Source organism: Paenibacillus sp. FSL H8-0034, from assembly GCF_038000305.1.
Classification (GTDB): Bacteria; Bacillota; Bacilli; order Paenibacillales; family NBRC-103111; genus Paenibacillus_S.
In genome coordinates, this window is record NZ_JBBOBS010000001.1 from 7,825,652 (window position 1) to 7,845,269 (window position 19,618).

At 47.1% G+C, this 19,618-nt stretch carries 18 protein-coding genes; 8 read left to right on the plus strand and 10 right to left on the minus strand.

Going from position 1 to position 19,618, the window contains the following annotated elements; translation table 11 throughout:
- Window positions 1-17: 17 nt before the first annotated feature.
- The 3 genes from NST47_RS34905 to NST47_RS34915 form a co-directional block, all read right to left on the minus strand.
- Window positions 18-893 (minus strand): carbohydrate ABC transporter permease, encoded by an 876-nt coding sequence (locus NST47_RS34905; protein WP_341159226.1) that lies wholly within the window; start codon window positions 891-893, stop codon window positions 18-20.
- A gap of 12 nt (window positions 894-905) precedes the next feature.
- The gene (locus NST47_RS34910; protein WP_445667429.1) at window positions 906-1,808 is read right to left on the minus strand and encodes an ABC transporter permease; all 903 of its coding nucleotides are present in this window, start codon (window positions 1,806-1,808) and stop codon (window positions 906-908) included.
- 193 nt (window positions 1,809-2,001) lie between these two features.
- A complete protein-coding gene (locus NST47_RS34915) occupies window positions 2,002-4,227 on the minus strand; it encodes a helix-turn-helix domain-containing protein (RefSeq protein WP_341159227.1) in 2,226 nt (741 codons plus the stop codon).
- Window positions 4,228-4,691: 464 nt separating this feature from the next.
- Between NST47_RS34915 and NST47_RS34920 the strand changes: the two genes are divergently transcribed.
- From NST47_RS34920 to NST47_RS34945, 6 genes are all read left to right on the plus strand, one after another.
- Window positions 4,692-5,687, plus strand: coding sequence for an RluA family pseudouridine synthase (locus NST47_RS34920; protein ID WP_341159228.1), 996 nt, complete (start codon window positions 4,692-4,694; stop codon window positions 5,685-5,687).
- A 177-nt stretch (window positions 5,688-5,864) separates the two neighbouring features.
- The gene (locus NST47_RS34925) at window positions 5,865-6,443 is read left to right on the plus strand and encodes a nitroreductase family protein (RefSeq protein ID WP_341159229.1); all 579 of its coding nucleotides are present in this window, start codon (window positions 5,865-5,867) and stop codon (window positions 6,441-6,443) included.
- A 34-nt stretch (window positions 6,444-6,477) separates the two neighbouring features.
- On the plus strand, window positions 6,478-7,470 hold the full coding sequence (locus NST47_RS34930; RefSeq protein ID WP_341159230.1) for an ABC transporter substrate-binding protein: 993 nt from the start codon (window positions 6,478-6,480) through the stop codon (window positions 7,468-7,470).
- 113 nt (window positions 7,471-7,583) lie between these two features.
- The gene (locus NST47_RS34935; RefSeq protein ID WP_341159231.1) at window positions 7,584-8,585 is read left to right on the plus strand and encodes a FecCD family ABC transporter permease; all 1,002 of its coding nucleotides are present in this window, start codon (window positions 7,584-7,586) and stop codon (window positions 8,583-8,585) included.
- Window positions 8,582-9,625 (plus strand): FecCD family ABC transporter permease, encoded by a 1,044-nt coding sequence (locus tag NST47_RS34940; protein WP_341159232.1) that lies wholly within the window; start codon window positions 8,582-8,584, stop codon window positions 9,623-9,625. Before NST47_RS34935 ends, NST47_RS34940 begins: the two co-directional genes overlap by 4 nt.
- A gap of 212 nt (window positions 9,626-9,837) precedes the next feature.
- Window positions 9,838-11,454: a helix-turn-helix domain-containing protein gene (locus NST47_RS34945; RefSeq protein WP_341159233.1), complete on the plus strand. Its 1,617-nt coding sequence runs from the start codon at window positions 9,838-9,840 to the stop codon at window positions 11,452-11,454.
- A gap of 84 nt (window positions 11,455-11,538) precedes the next feature.
- On the opposite strand, the gene NST47_RS34950 is transcribed toward NST47_RS34945, so the two are convergent.
- Complete coding sequence (locus NST47_RS34950) at window positions 11,539-11,835, minus strand: hypothetical protein (protein WP_341159234.1); 297 nt, start codon at window positions 11,833-11,835, stop codon at window positions 11,539-11,541.
- A gap of 109 nt (window positions 11,836-11,944) precedes the next feature.
- Complete coding sequence (locus tag NST47_RS34955; protein ID WP_076229669.1) at window positions 11,945-12,169, minus strand: DUF1128 domain-containing protein; 225 nt, start codon at window positions 12,167-12,169, stop codon at window positions 11,945-11,947.
- 133 nt (window positions 12,170-12,302) lie between these two features.
- On the opposite strand from NST47_RS34955, the gene NST47_RS34960 reads away from it, so the two are divergent.
- The gene (locus NST47_RS34960) at window positions 12,303-12,704 is read left to right on the plus strand and encodes a secondary thiamine-phosphate synthase enzyme YjbQ (protein ID WP_341159235.1); all 402 of its coding nucleotides are present in this window, start codon (window positions 12,303-12,305) and stop codon (window positions 12,702-12,704) included.
- Here the strand turns inward: NST47_RS34960 and NST47_RS34965 are convergent.
- From NST47_RS34965 to NST47_RS34975, 3 genes are all read right to left on the minus strand, one after another.
- Complete coding sequence (locus tag NST47_RS34965; RefSeq protein ID WP_262688379.1) at window positions 12,697-13,284, minus strand: TetR/AcrR family transcriptional regulator; 588 nt, start codon at window positions 13,282-13,284, stop codon at window positions 12,697-12,699. The two genes, NST47_RS34960 and NST47_RS34965, sit on opposite strands and share 8 nt — an antisense overlap.
- 115 nt (window positions 13,285-13,399) lie before the next feature.
- The gene (locus tag NST47_RS34970; RefSeq protein ID WP_341159236.1) at window positions 13,400-14,065 is read right to left on the minus strand and encodes a YigZ family protein; all 666 of its coding nucleotides are present in this window, start codon (window positions 14,063-14,065) and stop codon (window positions 13,400-13,402) included.
- Window positions 14,066-14,166: 101 nt separating this feature from the next.
- Entirely contained in the window at window positions 14,167-15,522 is a 1,356-nt protein-coding gene (locus NST47_RS34975; protein WP_341159237.1) for a glucose-6-phosphate isomerase, read from the minus strand.
- Window positions 15,523-15,652: 130 nt separating this feature from the next.
- Here NST47_RS34975 and NST47_RS34980 point away from each other — a divergent pair, with 130 nt between their 5' ends.
- Window positions 15,653-16,915 carry an NAD(P)-binding domain-containing protein gene (locus NST47_RS34980; protein WP_341159238.1) on the plus strand — a complete coding sequence of 421 codons (1,263 nt, stop codon included), beginning with the start codon at window positions 15,653-15,655 and terminating at the stop codon, window positions 16,913-16,915.
- A gap of 107 nt (window positions 16,916-17,022) precedes the next feature.
- Here the strand turns inward: NST47_RS34980 and ppnP are convergent, their stop codons facing one another.
- Together ppnP and tkt are read right to left on the minus strand one after the other, a co-directional pair.
- Window positions 17,023-17,340 carry a pyrimidine/purine nucleoside phosphorylase gene (gene ppnP / locus NST47_RS34985; protein WP_341159239.1) on the minus strand — a complete coding sequence of 106 codons (318 nt, stop codon included), beginning with the start codon at window positions 17,338-17,340 and terminating at the stop codon, window positions 17,023-17,025.
- Window positions 17,341-17,368: 28 nt separating this feature from the next.
- The gene (gene tkt / locus NST47_RS34990) at window positions 17,369-19,378 is read right to left on the minus strand and encodes a transketolase (RefSeq protein WP_341159240.1); all 2,010 of its coding nucleotides are present in this window, start codon (window positions 19,376-19,378) and stop codon (window positions 17,369-17,371) included.
- Window positions 19,379-19,618: the final 240 nt, after the last annotated feature.

The window sequence follows — 19,618 nt, forward strand, 5'->3', positions numbered from 1 at the left end:
CAATTTATTGATCAGCCTTATCCCTTGATGGCACCCAGCATAATCCCCTTCACAAAATATTTTTGCACAAACGGGTACACGACCAGCATCGGAAATACCATCGTTATAATACCGGAAGCCTTGATGGCTTCGGGGGTAAGCATCATTTGGTCGGAGGAGCTGCTTTGGTTCAGCTCAGCCATTAGGGATTGGCTTTGCACCATCTGTTGGACAAGCACGGCCATGTTGTATTTGCTCGTATCGTTGATATAGATCAACACATTGAAGAAGGCATTCCAATAACCCACTCCATAAAATAAGCTCAACGCGGCAAGCACTGGTACGGACAAAGGCAACACAACCTTGAACAGATATCCCCATTCTCCGCAGCCATCTATTTGTGCAGCCTCATCCAGCTCCCCGGGAATGTTTTTGAAAAAAGTCATCATCACCAGCATGTTATAAACACTGATCAAGCCTGTAAACCAGATCGCCCCATATGTGTTGATGAGCCCTAAACCTTTGACAATCAGGTAGGTTGGGATTAATCCACCGCCGAACATCATCGTAAACACGATAAAGAGTGTGAAAAAGCGGGCTCCGATAAAATATCGCCGGGACAGCGGAAAAGCTGCGGCAATCGTAAACACCATGCTAAGCACGACACCAACCAGTGTCAGCATGACGCTGTTCTGGAATGCTCCTTTGATGTTGGTACCTGTGAATAAGGCGCGAAATGATTCGATCGACCATCCAATCGGATATAAGGTTACGCTTCCAGAAGCCACTGCCTGTGAATCACTTAAGGATACAGAGAGCAAATAAAGCAGCGGCAGCAGGCAGCTTAGCGCCACCAAGGTCAAGACGATATAATTAAATCCATAAAAAATCCGTTCACCCCATGTATCTCTCATGCTTGGTTCCTCCTACCATAGGCCCTTGTCATATTTCCGAGCGATGCCATTCACACTCAGTATTAGCAGTAATCCTACCATCGACTCAAAGAGTCCAAGTGCCGTGGACAGGCTGAACTGTGCACCCATCAAGCCCACCTTATACATATAAGTGCTTATGACCTCGGAGACACTCGTAACTGTTGAATTTTGCAGCATATATACTTGATCGAAGCCAACCTCCATCACCCGACCCATCGCCAATATAAAAAGGATCATGATCGTCGAGCTGATGCCGGGTATCGTCACATGTACAATTTGCTTCCACTTGCCTGCACCGTCCAGCTTGGCTGCCTCATAGAGGGAAGGATCAATGCTGGTCAGGGCAGCCAAATAAATAATGGCGCTGAAGCCAGCTTCCTTCCAGATGCCGGAGCTGACGAAGATCGCAATCCACGAGCCCTCCACATACAGAAAGGGGAAGGGCGCTCCCGTAATTTGCTGTACAAAATGGTTAACAACACCATTCTGCTGGGAGAAGACAGTGAGTACAATGCCACCCACAATGACCCAGGAGAAAAAATGCGGCAAATAAACAAGGGTTTGCACCACTCTCTTGAACCACATCTTCCTTGCTTCATTAAGAAGCAGCGCCAGGATGATCGGAAAAGGAAAGCCAACTACCACATTCAGCAGGCTGAGTACTACAGTGTTCTTAATGATCCGCAAGGTTTGGGGATTATGGAAGATCGCATTGAAATGCTTGAGCCCCACCCATGGACTATTCAGGATACCGCCCATAAAGTTGTAATCCTTAAAGGCAATAATGAATCCAAACATCGGCGCATATTTGAATACCAGAAAAAACAGCAGCACGGGAAGAAACATCATGTATAACGCGACATTGCGCCTCCATAGTTTCTTCGTAATCATCATCTTTGTTCACTCCGTTCCTTGTTAAGTCAGTTAATTAGCTTGCTTGTTTAACGCTTGAGTGAACTATATGATGGAATGGGCAGGCTCATCAACATGCATGTTTCCCCTCGCTAACGTTTCGTACACGAACGCAAAAAATCCCGCTCGGAAGCGGGATAAACCTTTTTCGCTAACATACAATTTTGTTCATTGGTCAGCTTAAGCCGGATGATTTACGGAACTCTCCTGGTGTTTGCCCTACAATTCGTTTAAAGGTACGAATGAATGAGATATCGGTGGTATAACCTACACGCTCAGCAATTTCCTGTACCGACTCGGTCGATTGAATCAAATGCTCCTTGGCCTTGTCCATACGGATCGAGGTTACATAGTCCACGAATTTTTCGCCATACGCATCCTTGAACAGCTTGCTGACATATCGGGGGCTTAAACCAAACTTATCGCTCAGATGCTGCAACGACAATTCCGAGCTGGTGTAATTGACATTGATATAATCCTTTATCCTGACAATCAATGCATGATTCGAATGCTCCTCCTGCCACCGAATAAGAGCCGTGTGTAATCGGTCCAATAGCAGGGTAAGCTGAATTTCTATTTCTTCCAAGGTATCTATCTGCTCAATAACCCGGCTCATCTCAGAAACGATATCTGCCATCTGAAATTCGGTGGAGGCTTCTTCGATTTTTTGCAATTCCTTGTGAAAATGAAACACCATATAATTTAAAATATTTTGGGTTTCCTCATTGGAGATGACAAGCTCCTTTAATCGTCCGAACAGACCGGTGAGCAGCGGCTTCCAATCATCGCCCATTTTAAACTGCTGTACCAGTGCTTGCGTCATTTGCATGAAGGGATAAATATCACCTCGCAGGGACAGTCCAACCTCCCAATGCCCAATAATCCGATTGGAACCCAAAGAGGATTTGTAGTTGAGTGCTTCATGCGCCTTCTCATAAGACAAGGCAATATCAGCGGCATTATGCACCTCCTCACCCAAGCCAACAGAGATCGTGAACTGCAAATTATGCTCTACCCACACTCTGAGGGCATCATAAATCTCAATTAAGCGGGTATTCTTGCCGGAATTACCTGTCTCTTGCATCAAGCAGATGCAGCACAATTGATTCGCTTCTCTCCATTCATTCCATATATATACAGGCGAATCGGCCGAAATCTCCCCAATGACGTTGCTCAGCACATACTTGAACAGCTGCTGGTCGCGGTAAGAGTAATTCGTCGTAAAATCCTTGTATTTATCCAGCTCTACAATAACTACGGCCATGCTCATATAGTCATAGGGCAGGTCCAGTCGTTCCATCTCTGCCTTCCAATATTCCGCGGAAACAGCCCTCGTCCCATCAACCAGATCCCGGAAAAAAAGCTTGCGGCGGTGCACCAAATCATCCTTATGCTGCTTCTCATAATCATTGGATTGCTCAATCAGCTTATCCAACGCGGTGAGAATAAAATTAAATTCCTCAGGCTTGCTGCCGCCTATTTTCTTGTTCATTTGCAGCGAAAATGAATCGATTTTGTTAATAATCGATTGGATAGGCTTATAGTTACGATGAGTGACATACGTTAACCATGCAATCCCGATCATAATCGTTAGAATTCCAACAATAGTCCACGCATCCGAAAAAAGGAATAGTGCGTGCAAAGAGGTCGAATCCTTCAGTCCAGTAACGGTGGTCCAGCCGGTGTAGGCCGACTTTTCTTTAAATAAGGAGCTTTCTGATAAGCTAACAGGCTTTTGGCTGAAAAAAGGTTTGTTGTCCGCATCCAGCAATAGCACATTATTCATCGTGGCATCGGTCGATTCTTCAATCATGTTCTTAATATTGCTGACCCTTACATTGGCTACAAGTATTCCCTGGTCGGTTAAGGAGAGCGGCACCTTTTGGGATAACGTGACGACATCGGTTGTATTGGTATCCTGAAATTCTTTATAAGGTCTTGGAGCGGTCCAGCGATAGGAAAGCGGCTCCCTTTGAATCTTTTCGATAAACGCTTTATCCAAAAATTGGTCTTTCATATACACGGTATTTTTCGTAATGATTTCACTGGTCGTCTTGTTATACACATACACATCGTTCAGATAAGGAAACATACTGGAGATATCGTTCAATTTCTTGGAAATTTCATAGGCAAGGAAGGGCGTGATTTCAACCTTGGCATTGTAAAACATCTTGATTTTCTCATCCGTCAGCAGCTGGTTAAGGATCACATATTCGGTCAGCTTCAAAGACGAGTCCATCGTGCGGCTAATATGCCCGGCGAGAACCTCATTTGTCTGTTTGATTTGATTTTGGGATTCCGTATTGATTTTGATATAAAAAATAACGATAAGCGTCGAGATCACAACAAAAAAAATAGGGGTATACGACAGCAGGATGCGATAAAACAGATTGTTTTTCAAGCCAAGCCCTCACTTCATTTGTTTTCAGGAACAAAAGACGCTTGTAGCAGGTGTCTTTGATCGGTTGCGTCCTACAGCTGCTTACTCAGATGTCCTGCCACGTTCAGAGCCTATACATGCAACATTCACGGTAATACCTCCATGGGTAGGCGACAGCTGCTTTATATTATAACGCAATTAAACCATGGCTGCCCAGACCCAGACATACACCCTTAAGAGCATCCGTGTGCGACGTCCTGGATGAAATTGTCATAAAATTTATTGCACCTTCAGTCGATCGCACAAAAAAGTCGACTGCAGCTGCACATCTGTAAAGGTGTACATTAAATGATGACATTCTGCGCTTCCCTAAACTACTGATGTTCTATTCCGAATCGCTCTTTTTCCTGCATCGACCTTCTCCCGCCTTCCCGAACATGGTATAGTATAGGAACAAACCAATGAATCGGAGCGACAACTACCTAATGAGTAAACCACCCAAGGCCAATCGAGGCGCAAATCGAAATCCACGCCCAGCTAACAAAGCCAATATTTCCAGTAAGCAAACTACTTCACATAAGGGCCCTTCCAAGCCTATCGTCTTTAAGGTGGCGGAGCCTGCGGAGCTGCTGACTTTTTTATTGGAGCATCTCTCCAATATGGGACGTAATTCAGTTAAATCCATTCTGGCCCGCGGGCAGGTTTCAGTGAATGATCGGACTATAACCACCTATAATTTTGCACTCAAGCCCGGACATATCGTCAGTATTAGCAAGGATAAATCCGCACAGGCATCACCTATATTAGGCCTCACCATTTTACATGAGGATGAGGATCTCATCGTCATTAACAAGGATTCCGGTATTCTGTCGGTTTCAGCGACGCACAAGGAAGACGAGGTCACAGCCTATCGCCAGCTTACGATGCATGTTCGTGAAGAAAATCCGCGCAACCGGATTTTCATCGTTCATCGACTGGACCGTGACACCTCGGGAGTAATGGTATTCGCCAAAAGCGAGAAAGTCCAGCAAACGTTGCAAAATGCATGGCAGGACATGGTCAAGGAGCGCTCCTACACAGCTCTGGTTGAAGGCAAGGTGCGAAAAATTGAAGGTACGATCACCTCATGGCTCAAAGAAAGCAGCACACTTAAGATGTACTCCAGCCAGTACCCCAATGATGGACAACAAGCGATAACCCATTACCGCTTGGTCCAAACAAACGGAAATTTTTCTTTGTTGGATATTCATCTGGAAACAGGACGCAAAAATCAGATTCGTGTTCATATGGAGGATATCGGGCATCCTGTGGTCGGTGATAAGAAGTATGGCTCCAAGTCGAAAATCATTAACCGGCTTGGTTTGCACGCGCGCGTTCTAGCCTTTATACATCCGACCAAGGGGGAGCTGCTTCGCTTCGAAACGGCGATTCCCAAAATGTTCTTGCACCCGTTTCGCCCATCCCCTCATGCCAGCCTATAGACTTAACCTAAGGAGCCCATCCCTATGGGTTCTTTTTTTGTTCGTTTGTCAGGACAAAATAATCCAGCCAATCAGGCAAATTAAGATATGTACAATCACTAAAATCATCTTTATGATGGATAAGGACTAATGATAATCATTATCAATTATAGAGCAGTAAAAGGAGGCTACCAAGTCATGGAATCAGTACATACACAAAGTACAGGCGCAATGGCTGATTTGATAAAATCGCGACGCTCGATTCGTCAGTTCAAAAGCGACCCTGTTTCTAAGGAGCTGCTGATCGAGCTGCTGAATGTCGCTGCCTGGGCACCGACTCATGGAGTCCGGGAGCCGTGGAGATTTATTCTTTATATGGAAGAAGCACGTGACACACTGGCCAAAGCTATGGTCGATACCTATAGTGCTGAAGATCGGGTTAAGTATGCTCAAAAGAAAATGGATTATTTTCTGCATGTGCCCATGCACTTGATTGTAGTAATGAACGAGGATTCCCGGCAAAAGCAATGGGATGAGGATTATGCAGCCGCTAGCGCCTGGATACAGACCTTTCAGCTTGCCGCATGGGAACAAGGACTTGGCGTCGTCTGGAAGACGAATAACTTTAATTACCACCCTGGCTTTCGGGAAACGGTAGGGGTGCAGCCAGGCGAGAAAATCGTCGGCTTGCTGCACATAGGCTATCCGGAGCTCATCCCTCCACCGCGTCCGCGCAAGGATGCCCAGCAATTTCTGACCATACATGACAAGCTGTAAGCTTGCAACAAAAGTTTAACAAGGGGGAACACCAATGAAACAGCTGCACTTATTATTAGCATTCGTTGTATTATTGTTTGCCGCTGGTTGCGGATCGAGCCCAGCTGCGCCTACAGGCGCAGCCACTGGCACTACGTCCGGAAAGGATGCAGCGTCATCCAAGCCAGCCGCTGCTTATGACAAAACCATTACCCACACTATGGGAACCACTACCTTGAAAAAGGTACCTGAACGCGTTGTTGTCCTATTCAGCGGCATGGTGGACATCACTACTGCTTTAAACGTGAAGCCAGTAGGCGCGGTAGAATCGTGGGATGAAAAACCGTGGTACAAGTATTTGGGTTCGAAGATGGATGGAGTTAAAAACCTCGGTGATGAATTGCAGCCGAATATCGAAGCCATTATCGCTCTTAAGCCTGACCTGATCATCGGGCAAAAGACCAGGAATGAGAAAATATATCCACAGCTTAATTCCATAGCACCGACCATCATTGTGGGAGATTTATTTTCCTGGAAGGAAAACCTGAACATTGCTGCGGAAGCCTTGAATAAGCAGGATGAAGCAGCAAAAATCATCAAGGAATGGGATACAGGAGTCGCTACATTTAAGCAAAAAATGGGAGATCGAATCGGCAAATCCGAAGTATCGATTATTCGCTTCGAGCGGGATGGCAGTGCTCGGATTTACTCAACCGGCTTTGCAGGCACCATCTTCAAGGAGCTCGGATTGCCAAGACCAAAGGCACAGCAGGCTGAGGGTAAAACCGTGATCAATCTGACCTCCAAGGAGCAAATGCCACAGCTGGACGGCGACTATATCTTTGATATCACGTCTCAGGTGGATGATGGATCAAATGCAAGAAAGACTCAATCGGAATGGACCTCCCATCCTCTCTGGAAAGACCTTAAGGGTGTCAAGAACGGTAAATACTTTAAAGTTGATGTAGTGACATGGAATCTGGGTGCAGGCAGTATGGCAGCCAAATCGCTGTTGGATGATCTTTATAAATATTTTGAGATCAAATAGAAACGATTCAGCTTCATCTCATCATTTTTAATGGAATAGAAGTAACGCATAGGAGAATGAGCCTTGGGCTCATTCTCTCTTATGCATCATCAGGACATTTCTGGAGGATATCCATGACTGCTAATCTTTGGAGAGTATCGGGATTGGTCGCAGCCGCTTTACTATTGCTGGTTTGCCTAATCTCAAGCATTATGTTTGGAGCTACCAATTTCCGTTTCGCCACCGCTTGGCAAACGCTCATGCATTACGATGAAGCCGTGCGTGAACAGGTGATTATACATACGACACGCATGCCACGGGCATTCATCGCAGCAGCCATCGGGGCCAGTCTGGCTATTGCCGGAGCCCTGATGCAGGCATTAACCCGCAATCCGCTTGCAGCGCCAAGTGTGCTTGGTGTGAATGCAGGGGCTACTTTTTTCATCGTATTCGCAGCAACGGTACTATCCGTCTCCTCGCTTTCCGTTTTGATGTGGATCTCATTCCTGGGAGCTGCTGTCGCTGCAGCAGCTGTGTACGTGCTCGGCTCCATGGGAAGAGATGGCTTAACGCCTATCAAAATTATTTTGGCCGGTTCGGCGATGACAGCTTTATTCTCTTCATTGACACAAGCGATGCTGGTCGTCAACAAACAAGTACTGAGCAGCGTATTATTCTGGTTAACCGGATCCATCGCCGGACGCTCACCGGACATGCTGCTTGCTGTGCTTCCTTATATGATCGTATGCTGGCTGGCCGCTTGTGTCATTGCACGCGATGTCAATTTACTGCTGATGGGTGAGGATACCGCCAAGAGCCTTGGACAGCGTACAGTTGTGATCAAGACGGTGGCCGCGATCATCATTGTCGTTCTCGCTGGCAGCTCCGTTTCTGTCGCCGGACCCATCGGTTTTATCGGCATTGTCATTCCGCATATATCCCGGTTTTTCGTTGGCATGGATTATCGCTGGGTCATTCCCTATTGTGCGCTGCTCGGTGCGATTTTGCTGATTTTGGCCGATCTGGGCGCCCGCTTTATTATGATTCCTGAAGAAATGCCGGTTGGTGTTATGACCGCTATGATCGGAGCTCCGTTCTTTATCTATATGGCTCGAAAGGGGATTGCCAAAACATGAAGCCTTATATCCCCATCCGTTCTGTCCGCGGGCGTATATCCTTTTTAATTCATAAGAGAACCGTGCTCGTCATTGCAGCGCTGCTCATTGTATGCGCGACCGCATTTGTGGTCAGTACAGGACTTGGAGAGATGTATATCCAGCCCCTTGATGTCATTCGCAGTGTATTGGGGATAGGCGCTGAGGATCAAACCATGATTATTCAAAAGCTGCGTCTTCCTCGCATATTGCTGGCACTGCTGATCGGGGCTTCATTAGCATCCTCAGGCGCGATCCTGCAAGGGATGATCCGTAACCCCATGGCGTCACCAGACATATTGGGCGTGACAGGTGGTGCTTCCGTAGCGGCTGTTGTCTTTCTGACGTACTTTGCTAAAACGATGAGTATACGACTGCTTCCGGTATCCGCCATGCTCGGAGCAGCCGTTGTGGCCGTTGTCCTCTATGCGCTTGCCTGGAAAAAAGGAGTCACCCCGTTCCGCCTTATTCTGGTTGGCGTAGGCGTCTCCACCCTGATGTCGGCCATGACCACGATGATGATCATTTTCAGTCCCAAAAATGATGCGGGCCAAGCCTATCTATGGCTGACGGGATCTGTATACGGAACCAATTGGGAAAATGTTTTTACGCTGCTGCCGTGGACTGTCATTCTGATTCCATTAGCCTTCCTGCTGGCTCGGCACGTCAATATTCAGCAGCTTGGGGACGATGTCGCTGCCAGCGCTGGAAGCCATGTAGAGCGCAATCGATTGGTGCTGCTGCTGTTAAGTGTTGCCTTGGCCGGATCAGCCGTTTCCGTGGGCGGTGGTATCGGGTTTGTTGGACTGCTGGCCCCACATATGGCTCGCAAGCTGGTCGGAACCAGCTTCGGCAGTATTCTGCCTGTCTCTGCGCTGCTGGGAGCGATCATTGTCGTCGTTGCCGATCTCGTTGGCCGCACCTTTTTTCTCCCTTTGGATATCCCTGTAGGTGTGTTTACCTCTGCCGTAGGAGCCCCGTTCTTTATTTATTTGTTGTACACAAATCGTAATGCCGTATAAACAGCAGCCAAATACAACGCTGATACGATAGACGGTTACCTGGGTTCCTATTCATTTTACTGCCCTTCGTTTTCACTTCATTTGTGAGAATGAGGGGTTTTTGCTTTCCAAAAGGATTGACAAAGCACAATATCCTTGTTTTAATCATGTTATTGAGAATCATTATCGTTAATAAGGATTGAATCGAACTTCTGGATTGGAGACTCGTTTTTATGACAAATAAACCCAGCTCCCCAACGCCCCATTCTGTATGTTTTCTTACCTCTATCCGCAGCCGTCGGCATCATAAGCGGTACAAGCTGCAGTATAGCCATTTTCCGGTTTCGATGCTCTGCTTGATTACCCAAGGCAAAGGCACCGTGCTCATAGATCAGAAGCGTTATGAATTTGAACCTCAGCAATTATATTATTTAACTCCAGGCATGAACATAGAGCTATCTGTGGAGTCCGAGAACCTGGCCTACTACTCCCTGGAGCTTGAGCACTATGTCGGTTCACAAGCAATACCCTCAGCCGCAGGCAGTCACAAAAGGTTGAATTTACACGGCACAGACACACCTTTGTTTCCCCTTGGCCTTATCCCTATCCGCAAATCGAATACCCTTCTTCATAAAGTTCAACAGCTGTATGAGGACAGCCTCCAGCCCAATGATCCATTCAAGCACCATTTACAATTTCAGGAGCTGCTCCTTACCATTATGGAGCATTCCACGGAACAACAACCGGATGAATTTCCTGCTGCCCAAGGTATCGAGCAGGCACTTGCTTATATGCAAACACACCTTGATGAACAGCTGGAGATGAAAACCTTGTCGAAAATGGCAGGACTGACAGCAAGCTCCTTTTCCCGATTATTTAAAAAAACGGTTGGAGAAACTCCTGTTGCTTATTTAAGTCGTCTGCGCATGGACAACGCAAAGGAGCTGCTGGGTCAGCAGGATTGTAGGATCAAGGAGGTATCCAAAGCTGTCGGCTACGAAGACGAATTTTATTTTAGCCGTGTGTTCCATCGCACCGTAGGTGTATCTCCGACATTGTATATGAAGCGAAACCGGATGAGGATTGCTGTCGCTTCCTGCACCCGGTTACATGATAACATGCTATCGCTTGGTATCGAGCCTGTCGCTTCGATTAATTGCTGCCGCTATCCGGGGATGTCCGATGCTGAATATGAGCACCTGCTAGCTGCCCAATGGGAAGAGCTCGCTCGTGCGCAGCCAGACCTGATCATAGGAGATCGTTACCATCAGGGCTTCCATCATCAATTCAACGAGCTGGCCGCATCATCAATACTGCTGACTAGTCCGGATTGGCTTGTCAATTATCGCAAGCTGAGCTCCATGCTTGGCAGGCATCAGGAAGCTGAAGCTACGCTCAATCAGCTGGCTCTGCGTGTTACGTCCGCGCGGCGTATGCTGCACCATAGCATGGAGAACAAGACGGTCAGTGTCATGCAGGTTACCCACGCTTGTGTGCGAATCCATGGCACTGTCAACCATCCACTGAATGAATTGATTTATCATGACCTTGGTTTAAAGCCGGGAAGAAATGTGCCCTTGAATTCTCTATCGCTGGAGGTACAGCCTGAATGGCTGCCACCACTGGAGGCTGACTATGTATTTGTACTGCAAAAAAACGTACGTGCTGGCAGCGAGGCTATCTATGAACGCATGCGCAGGACGCATGCATGGAACTCTATTCAGGCCGTCCAAAGCAATCAAGTGAGGCCCATCCCGCAATGGGTCCGCATGAGCTGGACACCTAATGGAAGGGCTGCGATTATCGACGAACTATTGAGTATGACCGGCACGGAGCACACTACGAGCTAGGGCGCAATGCCGTTCATCATTTGTATCTCTTAAAAAAAGCCTGACTGCTTCCTTGAGGGAAGCAGTCAGACCTATTTAATCATGTTAAAAGAAAAAAGGATTTCCGTAACCGTAACCACCGTAACCACCATAACCGCCATAACCACCGTAGCCATATCCACCATAACCGGCATAAGGGGCCGTACCAACCGCCAACAGATCGAATAATACGAGTGGTATTAATGCCGATACTCTCGCTTTACCTTTTGAGGGAGCCACGATCAAACGGTTTCCACTGATGCGAACCAGCTTGCCGCTTACAGCTGTTCCGTCTTTTTTGATTGCATAAATGTTCTTGCCCAGCAGCTTCTGAACATCCTTCTTGAGAATCGTAGGACGCATGTCATCAACCTCCATTCTTAAACCATACCCGAGTTGCACGGGTTACCGTGTCTCAGGCTACGTTATAGAGTATGGAAGTCTACACCCAGTTGCTTGTACAGTTGTACCGTTATACTTTACGCAACCGGCCTAATTCAACGGTTATCGCTTCAATCTCACTAATGCTGAATTTCGATTTAGCAGCTACCATTTCGTACAGGTCCTTCAAATCCTCATATTGATTATCGTTCAATGAAGATGCCTTGAGTGCAGCTCCGCTTGCCATCCGCAGCTTTTTTTTAATCTCTTCCATCATGATTTCCGTGTTGGCCAACGTATTTTCTGTTAAATCCATGGCTCTTGTCATCCTTTCCCGACCCAGCTCGCCAATAGGCTAACCTGTCCTCTTGTAGTCATTCGTTTATTATACCACGTTTTGTGATGACACCGAGGATAGTTTATAATAGGCTGACAAGGAGGCGATTTCCATGATTCACACCCTACATCTTCAAACCAACCACCGCGATGAAATGATCGATATCACTCAACACATAACCAGGCTCTTAAAGCAGGATGCAATCGAGGATGGTACCGCTGTCATTTATTGCCCACATACGACTGCAGGCATAACCATTAATGAAAATGCCGATCCAGATGTAAAAAGAGATGTACTTATGCGTCTCAATGAAGTCTATCCATGGGAGCATCCCCAATACCAACACGCCGAAGGCAATACGGCTGCCCATCTCAAGGCGATCACTGTCGGCTCCTCTCAAACTATACTCGTAGCAGGCGGGCGCCTAATTCTTGGTCGTTGGCAAGGTATTTACTTTTGTGAATTTGATGGACCTCGTCAGCGGCATGCTCTGGTTCAATTCACCTCTAGCTGAGCAAGCCTTCACTCAAAAACTTCACATGCTGCTCGGCCAGCTTTTTGACATCCTCATACGACTGCTTGTAATGAATATTATAAGAAATAAATCCATGCATAGACATGAACAGACTCCAGGGCAGGCTGTACATTTTCGACTCATTATTCGGTTGACGGGCAATAACGGAACGCACCACTGTCGCGAATAAATCGAGACATTCAGCCTGCTCGGTACGGGAATATTTTTGCAGCTCCGGGTCATTAATCATAAACATAATTTCGTAATGATAAGGATTCTCAAGACCAAACCTGATAAATTCCTGCATCAGCTTCTGCAATTGTCCAACATCACCCATACGGGTACGTGCCAGCATCTCGCGTTGACGATTCAGCAGCATATTGAAATCCTCATTAACCAAAGTATAAAATAAATCCGCTTTTTCCTTAAAATGATAATACAGCGCTCCGTGACTGTATCCCATGGCTTGGGCGATACTGCGCATCGTTAAAGTTTGATACCCGTGTTCAGCGAAAAGCTGCCGTGCTCCCTCCAGAATCCTTTCGCGACTAAGCTCTTGCGCTACTGCTTTTCTGGCCAACACCATTCACTCGCTCTCTGTGGATACTCTCAGGAAAATCTTCACAACTCATAGTTTATCATTTAATCAGGGTATGGCAAGAGGAAATATCGGTAATATGAGCTTATTAATGGGCTTATATGCCTATGATGCCCGCTCCATCCTGATTCCCTACTGCATGCTCTATATAGCGTTCTTCGCCCTGTATAATCACGCCTTGACCCTGTGTAACATCCTGTACCCATCCCACAAAAGCTTCCGCTTCACCTGCAGTCGGCAAACAGATCAGGGTTACCTTGTCCGTAAAATGGGTGTCTTCAACCAGCACTTTGCGACCACGCAGCTCGTTCTCCATCTTGCCATGCCACGTATAATCGATCTCCACCCTAATTTCCTTGTGCAGCACCTGATAGACCGGGACGGCTGCGGCGATACCAATAACAGCTCCATCGGTATAAGCACGAATCAGTCCGCCAGCCCCCAGCATAATTCCGCCAAAATAACGCGTAACCACAACGGCGACGTTTTTCAAGCCCTGATTCTTGATAACCTCCAAAATCGGACGTCCTCCAGTTCCGCTCGGTTCGCCATCGTCAGATTGCTTCTGGATCTCGTCCCGCTGCCCGACCATGTAAGCCGAACAGTTGTGATTAGCCAGCTTATGCTGCTGCTTGATGCTTTCGATAAAACGTACAGCCTCTTCCTCTGTAGCCACTGGCCTCGCATGTCCGATAAACCGGGATTTCTTGATCACCATCTCATCGATTCCCGGCCCTTTGACTGTTTTATACTGAGCCAGCATTGGCAAGCTCCCTCCTTATCCTCACTACAGTACCTGATTTGCAAAAAAGCAGCACACCCATCAATAAGCTAAGGGTGCGCCGCTCGATCCAGCATCATACATTACTTGGTAAGTCTGGCTTCCAGTTCTGCTTTTTCTTTCTCGTATCCAGGCTTGCCCAACAGAGCAAACATGTTCTTCTTGTACGCCTCAACACCCGGCTGATCGAATGGATTGACCCCCATCAAATAGCCGCTGATTCCGCAAGCCTTCTCGAAGAAATAAACCATGTATCCAAATGTGTATGCACTTGTATCCGGAATGGTGACGATCAGATTCGGTACACCACCATCTGTGTGCGCCAGCATCGTGCCTTCGAACGCTTTTTTGTTAACAAAATCCATCGTTTTACCGCTCAGGAAATTAAGCCCATCCAAGTCATTCTCGTCCGTACCAATTGTAATTTGCTCTGCAGCTTCTGCAACCTGGATCACGGTTTCAAACAACGTACGGTTCCCCTCCTGAATGAATTGCCCCATGGAGTGCAGATCTGTTGAGAAATCAACAGCAGCCGGGAAAATCCCCTTGAAGTCCTTGCCTTCACTTTCTCCAAACAGCTGCTTCCACCATTCCGATACAAAGTGCAAAGAAGGCTCATAGTTAACTAAAATTTCTGTTGTTTTGCCTTTACGGTACAAGGCATTACGAACAGCCGCATATTGATAGCTCTCATTTTCTTCCAGCTTTGGATTGCTGTATACTTCCTTCGCATCCGCCGCGCCTTTCATGATGGCTTCAATATCGACACCGGCAGCAGCAATAGGCAGCAAGCCAACAGCGGTCAGCACGGAATAACGTCCGCCTACATCATCAGGAATTACAAAGGACTCATAACCCTCAGCTGTTGCCAGCTTCTTCAAGGCTCCCTTGGAATGATCCGTCGTTGCGTAGATCCGCTTACGCGCCTCTTCAACACCGTACTTGTTCTCCAACAGTTCACGGAAAATGCGGAAAGCAATAGCCGGTTCTGTAGTTGTGCCCGATTTGGAAATAACATTGACGGAGACATCCTTGCCTTCAAGCAGCTGCAGCAAATGAGTCACATACGTCGAACTGATGTTATTGCCTACAAAATAAATTTCAGGCGTCTTGCGCTTATCCTTGGGCAGCAGGTTGTAGAAGGAGTGGGACAGCATTTCAATCGCCGCTCTGGCTCCAAGGTAGGAACCCCCGATGCCTATAACAACAAGCGCATCCGAATCGGACTGGATCTTCTTGGCCGCTTGTTGAATACGAGCGAATTCTTCCTTATCATAATCAACCGGCAGGTCAATCCAACCCAGATAGTCGGAACCTGCTCCTGATTTGTTATGTAACTGATCATGGGCCAATCGAATCGGATCGGCTAAATAGTCAATCTCGTGCTGCTGGATAAAAGAAAGAGCTTTGCTGTAATCAAATTTTAGCTTGTTACTCATTTGTCATCCTCCTGATAATCATTATCATGGGTACATAAAGATAGGATACTGTAATAGTGAACTGAAATGCAAGTCCCTCATTCCCTCTGTCAGCTTGAAATGCTACAATAAGAGCAGAGGTGATTAGCTAATGAGGGTAGGATTTATTGGTCTGGGTACTATGGGTAAACCCATGGTAATCAATTTATTGAACAAGGGTTATTCTGTAAAGGTTTACAATCGAACCGCGGATAAGACCGCCGAGGTCGTCGCTCTTGGTGCCGTTGCCGTGAGCTCAGCCATTGAGGTTGCACAGGAAACGGACGTCATTATGACCATGCTCAAGGACGATGCTGCTGTATTGGAGGTCATACTCGGTACTGCAGGAATCATTCACGGTTTGTCTGCTGGCCAGACAGTAATTGATTGCAGCACCATCTCACCCGATACAAGCCGGCTGATTCACGAGGCTTTGCTGGAGCGCGCCGTTGACTTTCTGGATGCCCCTGTTACCGGCAGCAAACCGGCAGCCGAGAACGGCACACTTGCCTTTATGGCTGGCGGCAGATTCGCGGCACTCGACAAACAGCGTTCGCTATTTGAAGCTATTGGAACGAAGGTCATCTATATGGGCCCTTCAGGCTCCGGCTCCTCAGCGAAGCTCGCTCACAACACGATAGCGGCAGTCAATCTGCTTGGCTTTATCGAGGGTTTGGCGATAGCAACCAAAGCAGGTCTTGATCCTGAACGTTTTATTGAAGCTGTACTCGCAGGTGGAGCTTCCAGCAAACAGGCTGAATCCAAAGGCGGCAAAATCATCAACCGTGACTTCAGCTCACAATTTTCCTTGCAATTAATGCTCAAGGATCTACTGCTGGCAGGTGAACTATCCAACAGCTATCAGCTGCCTTTGCCGCTGCAGAAAGCAGCAACCAACCTGTTCCAGATCGGTTTATCCAAAGGTTTTGGTGACCAGGATATGAGCGCAATCGTTCAATGCTATGAAGAATGGATGCAGACGCTGGTCGTCAAGCAAGCTTCCGGCTACGAGCGCCGCAAAAATACGCGTTTGCACATCGATATCCCGCTTATTTTATCTGTCCATCAGTGGGAGCAGGAAGGCTCATTCACCGGACAAACGATAGAGGGCAAGCTCTATGATTTATCGGAAAGTGGTATGCAGATCGTATCTTCGTTTCCGCTATCGATGGATATGTTCGTCGTCATCCATTTCCCGAAGGAAGCGGATCTCCCTCCCATCACCGCCCGGGTCATCCGAATCGATAATGACAACGGAAGCTTCCGCTATGGCTGCATGTTATCCGGACTGGCACCTTATGTACGTCTGAAAATCGAAGATTACATCGCTATTTATCCTTACATATCCGGAGATTACGAATCCACGACAAAATAAATTTTTCTTCATACCCGTATTCCCACAAATACCCTGTGCAACCGCCATTCATGCGGGCGACAGGGTATTTGTGTTTCATTTTTAAGTGCGAGACCTCTTTAAAGCTATTATTCGGCAATGTATGAACAAATATAATCAGTAGCTGTTTTGACTTCCAGCTTGAATTTGGCATTAGCCGGAACCGTGAATTCACCTGTACCGTTAATTTGCAGCCATTCCGTCGTACCTGGCAGCAGCACGCTCAGCTCTCCGGCTTGAATCTCCATAATTTCCTTGGTATCCGTTCCGAATTCATATTCACCAGGCAGCATAATACCAAGCGTTTTTTTGGTGCCATCGGCGAATACGACTGTACGGCTTGTTACTTTTCCGTCGAAGTATATATTCGCTTTTTTAATGACGCTCACTTGCTCAAATTGTGACATGGTTGGGCTCTCCTCTCACTATTGTTTCTTATTTCAACAGCTTCTTCACGCGGGCTACTACGTTCTCAACCGAGAAGCCGTACTCTTTAATAACAACCGGGCCCGGAGCTGAAGCACCAAAGCGGTTAATACCCAATACATCGCCTTGATCACCCACATAACGATCCCAACCGAATGAATGTCCCATCTCAATCGCAAGACGCGCTTTAACGCCAGGAAGAATAACGGAATCTCTGTATTCCTGGGATTGCTTGTCGAACAGCTCCCAGCTTGGCATGCTGATGACACGAACAGCAATTCCTTCTGCAGCCAGTTCCTTCTGAGCAGCGATAGCCAATTGTACTTCTGTACCGGTAGCGATCAGCTGTGCTTGTGGTTGACCATTGTCCGCATCGGACACTACATAGGCACCGCGTTTAAGCGAATCCTTCGCTTGTACAGTACCATCAAGCTTTGCTGCTGCTTGACGGGAGAAGATCAAGGCTACAGGACCTTTTTTGTTCTCAACCGCATAACGCCAAGCTGCCGCTGTCTCGTCGCCATCTGCCGGACGGATCACGGTAACACCCGGAATCACACGAAGTGCAGCCAATTGCTCGATAGGCTCATGCGTAGGACCATCTTCACCGACACCGATGCTGTCATGTGTAAATACGTAGATGGCCGGTACACCCATGATGGAAGCCAGACGAATTGCCGGACGCAGGTAATCCGAGAATACGAAGAACGTACCGCCGAATACTTTCAAGCCGCCATGCAGCAGCATTCCGTTAACCGCAGCACCCATACCGAATTCACGAACACCGTAATAAATATTTTGGCCGTTATAATTTTTGGCTGTTGCTACACCAAGATCCTTCAAATGCGTCATTGTGGAGGACTCCAGGTCAGCAGATCCACCCACAAGCCAAGGTACATTTTTGGCAATAGCATTCAATACGATACCGGAAGCCGTACGTGTTCCTTTATCAGCAGGTGCGCCTTCTGGAATATCCTTATCCCAGCCTTCTGGAAGGTCGCCGCTAATAGCCGTTTCGAACTGCTTAGCCAGCTCTGGATAAGCTTTGGCATATTCAGCAAACATTTTTTCCCAAGCTGCGTTGGTTTGGATACCTTTTTTCTTTACTTCAGCAAAATGCTCAGTTACAGCCGCAGGAACGAAGAAATCCTCTTCTGCTTCCCAAGCGTATGCCTTTTTGGTTAATACTACTTCATCAAGACCAAGCGGGGAACCATGCGGTCCCAAATGTCCGCCCTTGCCGCCTTTGTTCGGGCTGCCGTATCCAATTACCGTTTTTACTTCAATTAAAGTAGGGCGATAATCCGTGTGAGCCTGATTTACAGCTTCATGAATCGCATTCAGGTCGTTGCCGTCGTCTACACGAAGCACCTGCCAGCCGTAGCCTTCAAAACGCTGCATAACATTTTCCGAGAATGACAGGTTCAACTCGCCATCGAGCGAAATATCATTGGAATCGTACAGAACAACCAGCTTGCTCAGCTTTAAATGTCCAGCAAGTGAAGCTGCCTCGGAGGAAAGACCTTCCATCAGGTCGCCATCGCCGCAGATCACGTATGTATAATGATCCACTACAGGGAATTTGTCTTTATTGTAAACAGCACCCATTTGTGCTTCTGCAAGCGCCATACCAACAGCCATACCCAAGCCTTGTCCCAAAGGACCTGTAGTTGCGTCTACACCCGCTGTATGTCCAACCTCAGGGTGACCCGGAGTTTTACTTCCCCATTGACGGAATTGCTTAAGCTCTTCCAGTGGCAGGTCATAACCGCTTAAGTGAAGCAAGCTGTATAGCAGCATAGATCCGTGGCCCGCGGATAATACGAAACGGTCGCGGTTAATCCAAGTCGGGTTTTCCGGGTTATGATTCATAAATTTCGCGAACAGCTCGTACCCCATAGGTGCAGCACCCATTGGCATACCGGGATGTCCGGATTTTGCTTTTTCAATTGCATCGATCGACAACGTACGAATCGTATCGATGGATAATTGTTCGATCGCTTTATTAATTACCGTCATAAATAGAACCTCCTAAATTTGTTGGCGCAATTTGGACTTCACACAGCTAATTATTGATCATGTTAACGTGTGCATAAAAGCCTTTAGCACAAAAAAGCTCACTCGCACCATTTTACCATTGTCCGTTTCGGTTTGCCAGCCAAAACCTGCGGACAACCAAAAAAAAATCATTTTTTAAAAGTAAGCTGCATACGAAGGAATTCTCCTTGCGTTGACGAATATGTAGTATTCGGATTTAGA

What these genes read in the sequence shown, in the direction of transcription:
- NST47_RS34905 (WP_341159226.1), bottom strand. Translation starts at nt 893, where the DNA reads ATGAGAGATACATGGGGTGAACGGATTTTTTATGGATTTAATTATATC.
- NST47_RS34910 (WP_445667429.1), bottom strand. Translation starts at nt 1,808, where the DNA reads ATGATGATTACGAAGAAACTATGGAGGCGCAATGTCGCGTTATACATG.
- NST47_RS34920 (WP_341159228.1), top strand. Translation starts at nt 4,692, where the DNA reads ATGAGTAAACCACCCAAGGCCAATCGAGGCGCAAATCGAAATCCACGC.
- NST47_RS34925 (WP_341159229.1), top strand. Translation starts at nt 5,865, where the DNA reads ATGGAATCAGTACATACACAAAGTACAGGCGCAATGGCTGATTTGATA.
- NST47_RS34930 (WP_341159230.1), top strand. Translation starts at nt 6,478, where the DNA reads ATGAAACAGCTGCACTTATTATTAGCATTCGTTGTATTATTGTTTGCC.
- NST47_RS34935 (WP_341159231.1), top strand. Translation starts at nt 7,584, where the DNA reads ATGACTGCTAATCTTTGGAGAGTATCGGGATTGGTCGCAGCCGCTTTA.
- NST47_RS34940 (WP_341159232.1), top strand. Translation starts at nt 8,582, where the DNA reads ATGAAGCCTTATATCCCCATCCGTTCTGTCCGCGGGCGTATATCCTTT.
- NST47_RS34945 (WP_341159233.1), top strand. Translation starts at nt 9,838, where the DNA reads ATGACAAATAAACCCAGCTCCCCAACGCCCCATTCTGTATGTTTTCTT.
- NST47_RS34950 (WP_341159234.1), bottom strand. Translation starts at nt 11,835, where the DNA reads ATGCGTCCTACGATTCTCAAGAAGGATGTTCAGAAGCTGCTGGGCAAG.
- NST47_RS34955 (WP_076229669.1), bottom strand. Translation starts at nt 12,169, where the DNA reads ATGGATTTAACAGAAAATACGTTGGCCAACACGGAAATCATGATGGAA.
- NST47_RS34960 (WP_341159235.1), top strand. Translation starts at nt 12,303, where the DNA reads ATGATTCACACCCTACATCTTCAAACCAACCACCGCGATGAAATGATC.
- NST47_RS34970 (WP_341159236.1), bottom strand. Translation starts at nt 14,065, where the DNA reads ATGCTGGCTCAGTATAAAACAGTCAAAGGGCCGGGAATCGATGAGATG.
- NST47_RS34975 (WP_341159237.1), bottom strand. Translation starts at nt 15,522, where the DNA reads ATGAGTAACAAGCTAAAATTTGATTACAGCAAAGCTCTTTCTTTTATC.
- NST47_RS34980 (WP_341159238.1), top strand. Translation starts at nt 15,653, where the DNA reads ATGAGGGTAGGATTTATTGGTCTGGGTACTATGGGTAAACCCATGGTA.
- ppnP (WP_341159239.1), bottom strand. Translation starts at nt 17,340, where the DNA reads ATGTCACAATTTGAGCAAGTGAGCGTCATTAAAAAAGCGAATATATAC.
- tkt (WP_341159240.1), bottom strand. Translation starts at nt 19,378, where the DNA reads ATGACGGTAATTAATAAAGCGATCGAACAATTATCCATCGATACGATT.